The organism is Frankia gtarii, assembly GCF_025403375.1.
Classification (GTDB): domain Bacteria; phylum Actinomycetota; class Actinomycetes; order Frankiales; family Frankiaceae; genus Frankia; species Frankia gtarii.
In genome coordinates, this window is sequence record NZ_JAMPTM010000065.1 from 19,959 (window position 1) to 27,971 (window position 8,013).

11 protein-coding genes and 1 pseudogene are annotated in these 8,013 nt (G+C 68.7%); 7 read left to right on the forward strand and 5 right to left on the reverse strand.

Annotation, left to right across the window (positions count from 1 at the left end; genetic code table 11):
• Nucleotides 1-177: 177 nt before the first annotated feature.
• The 4 genes from NBZ83_RS12315 (at nucleotide 178) to NBZ83_RS12330 (ending at nucleotide 2,106) form a co-directional block, all read left to right on the forward strand.
• Nucleotides 178-786: a recombinase family protein gene (locus NBZ83_RS12315; RefSeq protein ID WP_261566654.1), complete on the forward strand. Its 609-nt coding sequence runs from the start codon at nucleotides 178-180 to the stop codon at nucleotides 784-786.
• Nucleotides 783-1,607 (forward strand): abortive infection family protein, encoded by an 825-nt coding sequence (locus tag NBZ83_RS12320; RefSeq protein ID WP_261574980.1) that lies wholly within the window; start codon nucleotides 783-785, stop codon nucleotides 1,605-1,607. Before NBZ83_RS12315 ends, NBZ83_RS12320 begins: the two co-directional genes overlap by 4 nt.
• 125 nt (nucleotides 1,608-1,732) lie before the next feature.
• The gene (locus NBZ83_RS12325) at nucleotides 1,733-1,855 is read left to right on the forward strand and encodes a hypothetical protein (RefSeq protein ID WP_261566652.1); all 123 of its coding nucleotides are present in this window, start codon (nucleotides 1,733-1,735) and stop codon (nucleotides 1,853-1,855) included.
• Complete coding sequence (locus NBZ83_RS12330; RefSeq protein WP_261566651.1) at nucleotides 1,852-2,106, forward strand: hypothetical protein; 255 nt, start codon at nucleotides 1,852-1,854, stop codon at nucleotides 2,104-2,106. The genes NBZ83_RS12325 and NBZ83_RS12330 overlap by 4 nt, the downstream gene beginning before the upstream one ends.
• A 119-nt stretch (nucleotides 2,107-2,225) precedes the next feature.
• Here the strand turns inward: NBZ83_RS12330 and NBZ83_RS12335 are convergent, their stop codons facing one another.
• The 5 genes and pseudogenes from NBZ83_RS12335 to NBZ83_RS12355 all read right to left on the reverse strand — a co-directional run bounded on the left by NBZ83_RS12335 (nucleotide 2,226) and on the right by NBZ83_RS12355 (nucleotide 5,306).
• Complete coding sequence (locus NBZ83_RS12335) at nucleotides 2,226-2,687, reverse strand: recombinase family protein (RefSeq protein ID WP_498041049.1); 462 nt, start codon at nucleotides 2,685-2,687, stop codon at nucleotides 2,226-2,228.
• Nucleotides 2,688-2,734: 47 nt separating this feature from the next.
• Nucleotides 2,735-3,457: a dienelactone hydrolase family protein gene (locus NBZ83_RS12340; protein WP_261566650.1), complete on the reverse strand. Its 723-nt coding sequence runs from the start codon at nucleotides 3,455-3,457 to the stop codon at nucleotides 2,735-2,737.
• Between the two features lie 341 nt (nucleotides 3,458-3,798).
• Nucleotides 3,799-4,023 (reverse strand): Tn3 family transposase, encoded by a 225-nt coding sequence (locus NBZ83_RS12345; RefSeq protein ID WP_308203787.1) that lies wholly within the window; start codon nucleotides 4,021-4,023, stop codon nucleotides 3,799-3,801.
• A gap of 1 nt (nucleotide 4,024) precedes the next feature.
• Nucleotides 4,025-4,606, reverse strand: a pseudogene (locus NBZ83_RS33795) (Tn3 family transposase); the annotation flags it as partial.
• 106 nt (nucleotides 4,607-4,712) lie between these two features.
• On the reverse strand, nucleotides 4,713-5,306 hold the full coding sequence (locus NBZ83_RS12355; protein WP_261566648.1) for a TetR/AcrR family transcriptional regulator: 594 nt from the start codon (nucleotides 5,304-5,306) through the stop codon (nucleotides 4,713-4,715).
• Nucleotides 5,307-5,419: 113 nt separating this feature from the next.
• Between NBZ83_RS12355 and NBZ83_RS12360 the strand changes: the two genes are divergently transcribed.
• The 3 genes from NBZ83_RS12360 (at nucleotide 5,420) to NBZ83_RS12370 (ending at nucleotide 7,872) form a co-directional block, all read left to right on the forward strand.
• The gene (locus tag NBZ83_RS12360; RefSeq protein ID WP_261566647.1) at nucleotides 5,420-6,169 is read left to right on the forward strand and encodes an SDR family NAD(P)-dependent oxidoreductase; all 750 of its coding nucleotides are present in this window, start codon (nucleotides 5,420-5,422) and stop codon (nucleotides 6,167-6,169) included.
• 462 nt (nucleotides 6,170-6,631) lie between these two features.
• Nucleotides 6,632-7,216 (forward strand): recombinase family protein, encoded by a 585-nt coding sequence (locus NBZ83_RS12365; protein WP_261574981.1) that lies wholly within the window; start codon nucleotides 6,632-6,634, stop codon nucleotides 7,214-7,216.
• 65 nt (nucleotides 7,217-7,281) lie between these two features.
• Nucleotides 7,282-7,872: a methyltransferase domain-containing protein gene (locus NBZ83_RS12370; protein WP_261574982.1), complete on the forward strand. Its 591-nt coding sequence runs from the start codon at nucleotides 7,282-7,284 to the stop codon at nucleotides 7,870-7,872.
• Nucleotides 7,873-8,013 lie beyond the last annotated feature (141 nt).

The following is an 8,013-nucleotide window of genomic DNA, read 5'->3' on the forward strand; positions in this document are numbered from 1 at the left end:
GGCGCCGCGGAAGGTCGTAGTGGATGTCTTGGTGGCTGAGGCGGCTATTGGATCTTGCCGAGAAACGACCGTCTGTCGACACCACTAGCTGGCGCCCCACCGGGCCGTCTCAGCGCGTCGGTAACCCGCGTCGAAAATCAATGTCGGTAAACGTCTTGACCGAGTAGTTTCGGCGCCGTGCTGATCGGATACGCGCGGGTCTCCACCGCCGACCAGAACCCCGACCACCAGATCGACGCCCTGGCGCGCGCTGGTGTCGCCGAGGCCGACATCCACGTCGACATCGCCAGTGGCGCGAAGGCATCGCGGCCCGAGTTCGACCTGGTGATGAAGCTGCTGCGCGACGGGGACACGTTGAAGGTCACCCGCCTGGACCGCCTCGGCCGGTCCCTGCTGCACATGGTCACCCTCGGCGCCGACCTCGCCGACCGCGGGGTCGGCCTGCACGTCGTCGAGCAGGGCATCGACACCACTACCGCCGAGGGCCGGGCGATGTTCGGGATGCTGTCCGTCCTCGCCGAGTACCAACGCGAACTCATCGTCGCCAACACCCGCGACGGCCTGGCCGCCGCGCGGGCCCGGGGCCGCGCCGGCGGCCGCCGGCCACGACTCTCCGCCGAGCAGGCCGCCGTCGCCCAGCAGCTCTACGACGCCGGGAAGCACACCGTGACCCAGATCGCCGCCGTCTTCGGTGTTCCCCGTTCCACCGTCTACGGCCACCTCGCCCCGGTCAGCATCGGCAAGCGGTCGGCCTCTGCCAGCTCGACACGAGGCGGCGCGGCGTGAGTGCAGCAGACCTGGTCAGCCGACCCACCCGCAACCTGTTTCGAACCCTGATGACCGGTAGCACGTACGGCGAGATCGACAGAGCGTTCCAAGACGAGGGCTTCGCTCCGAGCACCACCTGCACCTACGAGGACAGCAGCGTGCGGCGCACCCGAACCCAGGAGTACCTCGAAACCGTCGACTGGACGGATCCGAGCCACGTCACCCGGGTCCTCCGGGTCTTCGAGTGGCTGCTCCACGGCTTTGAGGCCCCTTATACGGACAGGTTCCTCAACTCGCTGCGCCGCGACGGATACCTCATCGACAAGGACACCGGCCACATCACGCCCGCCAGTCCCCAGTTCACCGTCGTCTCGCTCGCGAACCTGAAGGACCCCTCAGCGATCCGTGAGCACCTCGACCGGATACAACGGGCGGTCATCGACGACCCCGCTCTCGCGATCGGCAGCGCTAAGGAACTGATCGAGAGCACCGCCAAGGTCATCCTGACCGAGCTCGGGCGTCCCATCAACGAGAAGGCGAAGCTTCCGGCACTCGCCCGCGAAGCCCAGGAGGCCCTCGGCCTGCACCCGACTTCCCGGATACCAGGCCCCGACAGCAGCGATCCCGTCAAGAAGATCCTCGGCTCGGTCTCAGGGATCGTCGACGGCCTCGCGGAACTACGTAACAAGGGCTACGGCACCGGCCACGGCCAGGCAACAGCCCGAACCGGCCTCCGCTCCCGGCACGCCCACCTCGCCGTCAACGCCTCCCTCACCTGGTGCCAGCTCATCCTCGATACTCTCGCCGCCCCCGAAGCTCCCCGGCGCAAGACCCCTTGATCAAACCAGCACCAACGGCACTCAGATACTCCGACCCTGGGTGGCGCGCGACAGCGGGCCAGTTCGGAAACCCCTGCAGCGCAGGAGGATTCTGGATCGGTCACAACATCAGCGATGGGAGTCCGATGGACATCAGCCACCAGCACCTTGAGGAGACCTTGGCCGACTTCTCCACCCTGGCCCGGACCATCGACCTCGACGCCCCGCACCGGGGCTTCAGTCACGCCGCTCAGGTCAGCGCCTCATGACCAGCGGCCAGGAACTGTGGCGGACCACGACGGGTCTGGAGCTGACGACCGTGGTCGAACGCGGCGGGAGGATCTCTATCCGCCTCGCCGACCGCGAGGTCTCCTCGGCGCAGCTGGTTCCCGGCCGCGACCCCGCCGACAGCCGGATCTGGCATGACAAGGTGCTCGACGCCCTCGCGCAGCTCCTCGTCGACCAGCTTCATCCCGGCTCGCCTCCTGGCACCTTTCCCGTGCGCAGGACCGGAACGTGACGGAAGTCGATCACGCTAGCTGCGGGTTCGGCGGCCTCTACTCCGCTGGTTCTACCGGCGGGTCTTCCTGATCTGAGGTGTCGGTAAGAAACGTGTCACCAGCCGCAAACGGCGATGATCTAGCTGGCTGCTGGCGGAGCGGCGGTGAGTTCGTGGCGGGCCCGGCCGGCAGCGCGTAGCTCGCGCAGGTCGGGGATGTGGTTGTAGAAGGTGCCGGGGCTGACGCCGAGGAGCCGGGCGATGGCGGTGACGCTGACGTCGGGGTTGGGGAGCAGGTCGCGGGCGGCGCGGATGATCTCGGGGGTGGCGACGGTGGGACGTCCGCCGACGCGGCCGCGAGCGCGGGCGGCGGCCAGGCCCTCGCGGGTGCCGGAGACGATGAGCTCGCGGATGAACTCGGCCAGCGCCGCGAAGACGTGGAAGACGAGCCGGCCGCCGGGGGTGGTGGTGTCGAGGTTCTCGTGCAGCGAGGTTAACCCGACGCCGCGGCGACCGGCCGGTACCGCCGCGATCGGGGCGGTCGTGCATCTGTCGGCCGCTGCCGTCGAGGAGGGCCGGGACCTGTCCTCGATGAGTGGCATCCTGGCCGACACCGCCTACCGTCTGCTGCTGGCCTGACGGCCCGGCCTCACCTCAGGTGCCGGGCGAAGAACCGGGCCCCGGCGTCCACCTCGAACCACGGGACACCGGCGTGCCCGCCCAGATTGGCGTGCAGCGTCTTCTCCCTGGCGCCGAAGGCGTCGAACAGGTCCAGGGCCAGCTGCCGGTCGTTCCCTTCGTCGTCCCACTGCAGCAGGAACTGCAGCGGAATGGTGACCTGCCGGGCCTCCTCGCGCTGGGCGCGGGGCACGAAACCCCCGGCGAAGAAACCGGCGGCCGAGATGCGCGGCTCGACCACCGCCAGCCGAATGCCGATGGCGGTCATCCCCCCGTACCCGACCGGGCCGCCGATCTCGGGCAGCGAAAGGAGGGCGTCCAGGGTGGTCCGCCATTCCGGGACCGCCCTTTCGACCAGCGGGACGATGAAGGACTCGAAGATCTCGTCGACCGGCTCGCCGGCCGCCATCGCCCGGCGGAGGTCGGCGCGGGCCTGCTCATCGACGGCGGAACGGGGCCGGTCACCGTGCCCGGGGGCGTCGATGGCGGCCACCGCGAAGCCGTACTCCGCCGCGGAGTGTCGGGCCCGGGCCACCAGCCGGGATTCCCGCTTGTGCAAGCCGCCGTTGTGGCCGCTCAGGATCAGCGGGGCCGGTGCAGATCCAGGCGTCCACAGGACGCCGGGGATCTCGCCGAGAGTGAATTCGCGTTCGAGGACGCCGTCGTCGAGGCGCTGTTCAGAAGTGAATCGCATGGTCATGCCTTTCGGGAGGGCTCTTGAACGGCGCTCCCGGACGACCTATCGCCCGACCGTGACCCCAGAGGGGAGCACCCATGTCGATACTGCGTTCACGGGTACCACCTCCTCGTCTTCTCGCACGGCCACCGGAAAACTAGCAGTGGTCGCCGTGATCCGCCAACAGGTTTTTGCGGAGGCTCCGTGGCCGGATGCCACGGAGCCACTCGCCGCGCTCCGCCAGCCCGATGGCGCGGCGGCGTCCCTCGACGACCTGGCGCAGACCATCGCCGGGCCGAGGCTGTCCGTCAGCGACGGTTGATCAAAACACGCTTTCCCGTCTGGACCGGATCCGCGAGTCAGCCGCCGAGCACCAGGCGGCTGGTCATGTCGAGCTTCACCTCGCCGTAGGGAGCGACATGAGTCCAGAACAGCGGGGTCAGCCTGCGCCGGTCGGCGTCGGTCAGCTGCTCGGCCCACTCGTCGTCGGCCAGCACGTCCTGGACCATGAGGGTGTTGACATAGACCAGGGCGGCCTGCAGCACGCGCAGACAGCCGAGTGGGCGGGTGATGCCGAAGCCGATGGGAGTGGATGGCCATGCTCTTGCGGTCGACGTGCCAGTAGATCAGCACGCCGCGGCCGCCGTAGCGGGAGTGCCACTCGGTGAAGATGTTCTGGTCGAACGCGCCGAAGTGCGTCGAGTCGCTGGCCACCGCGGTCGACCCGGCGCCCCAGACCTGCTGCGTGCGGGCGGTGAACGTGGCGTTGGCGATCTCGACGGCGACCGTCCGGGCGAGCTCGGCGGTCAGGTAGCGCAGGTCGTCCTCGCTGTGACCGTGCTGCGCGGACCCGGCGACCGCCCGCAGTCCGGTGTTGGTGCCGTAGGCGTAGATCGCCCGCATCAGCCGCTCGGCGAGCACGGCGGGGGCCAGGTCGCCACGTCCGGCCGCCGTGGTCGCGGCCACGAGGCAGCCGGTGCGCAGCACCGCAGCGTCCAGTACTCGACGAGCTCGTCGAGATCCAGCGACCGGGCCACGGCCAAACATCATGGCCCGGAGCGCCGGGCACCGACACCCCACGCCTACAGAGAGACACGGCGCAAGATCACCCGAGTTTGCACCTGGTGACACGTTTCTTACCGGCACCCCTAGTCGGCGGATCACCATCGAGTCGGTTCAGCGCGGGAACGCAACGTGGGCCCGTGACCGCTACGCCATCCCCGCCGGCGGAGTTCGCGACCTGCTGGTTGGCTATCTGAGCCAGCGGCGTGCGCTACCGGGGTGGACGCGGAAGGCCGGCCAGGGCCGTCTCGGTAATGCTCCGCAGGGTGCTCTCGTCGGTCCCGGCTTTGCCGAGGGCCTCGATGCCGCGGTGAACGGTCAGCAGCAGTCCGGCGAGTTGCTGCGCATCGGCGGCGGGGTGGATGTCGCCGTTGCGCTGACAGGCCTCGAGGTTGCCGGTGAGGGCCAGCTGGACGTTCTCGAACGTTATCAGCGAGCGAGCCGAGACCACCTCGTCGTGCTCGGCCAGCTCGGCCGTGGCCTTGGCCACCAGGCAGCCGTGTTGGCGGCGCTCGGCGCAGGCGGTTGCGTGGCCCAGCAGATAGGCGGTGAGTCGCTCGAACGCCTGCTCGTCGTCACCGCTCAGATGGCGGTTAGCTGAGTCGATTGTCGCGTTGCAGTGATCGTCGTACACCCGATGGAAGAGCTCGCGCTTGCCGCCGAACGCCCCGTAGAGGCTGCCCTTGCCCAGGCCGGTGGCTGCCGCGATCGCATCCATGCTGGTGCCCGCGTAGCCGGTCATCCAGAACTGGTCGCGGGCTGCGTTCAGCGCGCTCTCCTCGTCGAACTCTCTCGGCCTCGCCACTGCGCCAGTCTAAGCGTTCTTGACTACATCGTCCATAACCCTCTACGTTATGGACGCTTCGTTCAAGAACTTCATCCAAGAGCGAGACTTCGACGAGAGTGAGTGATCAGGTGATGAGTGGACTTCTGGACAGCAAGGTGGCCGTGGTCACCGGTGGGACGAGCGGGATCGGGCTGGCCATCGCCCGGCGATTCGTCGCCGAGGGTGCGCTGGTCTTCATCACCGGCCGCCGTCAGGCCCAGATCGACGCGGCGGCCGCGGAGCTCGGGCCGCAGGCCGTCGGGGTGCGGTGTGACGTGGGGAACCTGGCCGAGCTCGACGCCCTGTACGAGGTCATCAGGCAGCGGTCGGGCCGGATCGACGTCCTGGTGGCCAACGCGGGCGGCGCGGTGCCGGCCGTGCTCGGGGACATCACCGAGGAACAGTTCGACAGCATGTTCGCCACGAACGTGAAGGGCGCGGTCTTCGGGGTGCAGAAGGCGATGCCCCTTCTGTCGCAGGGGGCTTCGGTGATCCTCATCGGGTCGAGCACGTCCGCGCGTCCTAGCCGGGGCATGGAGGTCTATGGCGCGACCAAGGCGGCGCTGCGTAACTTCGCCCGCAGCTGGACGCTGAACACGCGGGAGAACGGTTTCCGGGTCAACGTGCTGAGCCCGGGGGCGGTCCGGACCCCCGGCCTGCTCGGCATCGTCCCCGAGGACCAGCAGGACGACTTCGCCAAGATGATGGAGAGCGTGCTACCGACAGGGCGGCTCGGCGACCCGGACGATGTCGCGTCGGCGGCTCTGCTCCTGGCCTCGGACACCGCTACGCACGTCAACGGCGCCGAGTGGTTCATCGACGGCGGATACACGAGCGTCTGAGGAGAACGATCTGAATCATCGGCGCGGGCGAGGCCGGCAGTCAGCTCGCCCGCGCCGCGATCACCCAGGGATACAAGGCCGTCATCGCAAACTGGCGGGGCCCGCAAACCCCTACGGGACCCGGTCGCCGAACTCGGCACGCGCCGCCCGGGCGGATGCAGCGGTCGCAGGCGATTTCGCCGTCATCGCGGGACTCATCCAGCTGGGTGAACAACGTGCGGGTCGGCAGGCCAGAAGAATCAGCTGGAACACCAACGAGTACATGTCCGGGGTTGAGCGGTACAGCGGTTAGCGCTGAGAATGATCTTGCTGTTGGGTCTCACATATACGACCGTCTGCGATAGACCCGACACGGACCCGCTGTCGTTGACCATCGGCCCAGCATTGCAGTCCACCAAAACCCACATCGAAAACAAGGCATCGCAACGCCTGCCCGGGGGCGAGTTTCGATAGGGTGGCTGGGTGGGAAACAAGATCGGGTACGCCCGGGTCAGCACCGCCGACCAGGATCCGCAGTTGCAGCTCGACGCCCTGGCCGCCGAGGGCTGCTTGAAGATCTACACCGACGTCGCCACCGGTACCAAGGCCGATCGCCCCCAGTGGCAGGCGTGCCTGGACGACCTGCGCCCCGACGACACCCTGATCATCTGGAAGATCGACCGGTTGGGCCGCAACCTGCGCAACCTGGTCGACATCATCGCTGCCCTGCAGGCCCGCGGCGTCGGCGTGCGGTCGCTGACCAACGGAATCGTGGACACCACCACCGCGCACGGCGCGCTCGTTTTCGGCATGTTCGCTCTGATGGCGGAGTACGAAGCCGCCCTGATCCGCGAGCGCACTCAGGCGGGCCTGGCCGCCGCGCGCGCCCGGGGCCGCACCGGCGGCCGCAAGCCAAAAATGACGTCCTCCTTGATCAACAAGGCTCAGCGCATGTACGACAGCCGCCAGTTCACAATGGCCGAGATCGCCACCTCCTGCGGCGTCACCCCCATGACGATCTACCGCAACATCCGCACCGACCGCGCGACCGCGTCAGAGCCCTCGTGACACGGATGACCAGGCACGTCAAGGCTTAGCGCCGGATCCACTGCCGTTGATCCCCAAGGGCCGAGATGCTCAGGCTGGCCCGCCGGCGCGCCGCACGCGAGCACGTCACGAACGTGACCTTCGAGCAGGCCGACGCGCAGATCCATCCCTTTCCCACCGCAGCCTTCGGCGTCGCCGTCAGCCGGCACGGGGCGATGTTCTTCGGCGATCCCGTCGCCGCCTTCACCAACCTCGCACGCGCCCTGCGCCCCGGCGGGCGCATCGTCCTGCTGACCTGGCAGCCCTTCGAACGCAACGAATGGCTCCGGGCCTTCTTCACCTGCCTGGCCGCCGGCCGGGAGATACCTGTCCCCCCGTCGGACGCGCCGAGCCCGTTCGCCCTCAGCGACCCCACCCGGATCCGGTCGCTCCTGCACGCGGCCGGGTTCTCCGGCGTCCGGGTGGAGGGCCTCGCCGAGCCCATGTACTTCGGCCCCGACCCCGACGACGCCTTCCGGTTCGTCTCCGCCCAGCATGCCGGACTGGTACGCGGCCTCGACCCCGCCGCCCAAGGCCGCGCCCTCGACGATCTGCGCGCCGACCTGGCCGAGCACCACACCGAACGAGGCGTCCTGTACGACTCGGCAGCCTGGCTCATCCAGGCCCACCGGGACTGAAACAACTCGCCCCCCGTACCTGTCCCGGATCGCCGCCGATTACGCCCCCGGTGACCACACACGACGACAACTAGCCTCGCCGACGACGGCTGTACCTGGCGTGCACCCCGACCGGGACGGGGTTCTGCTAGCCGGAGGCGG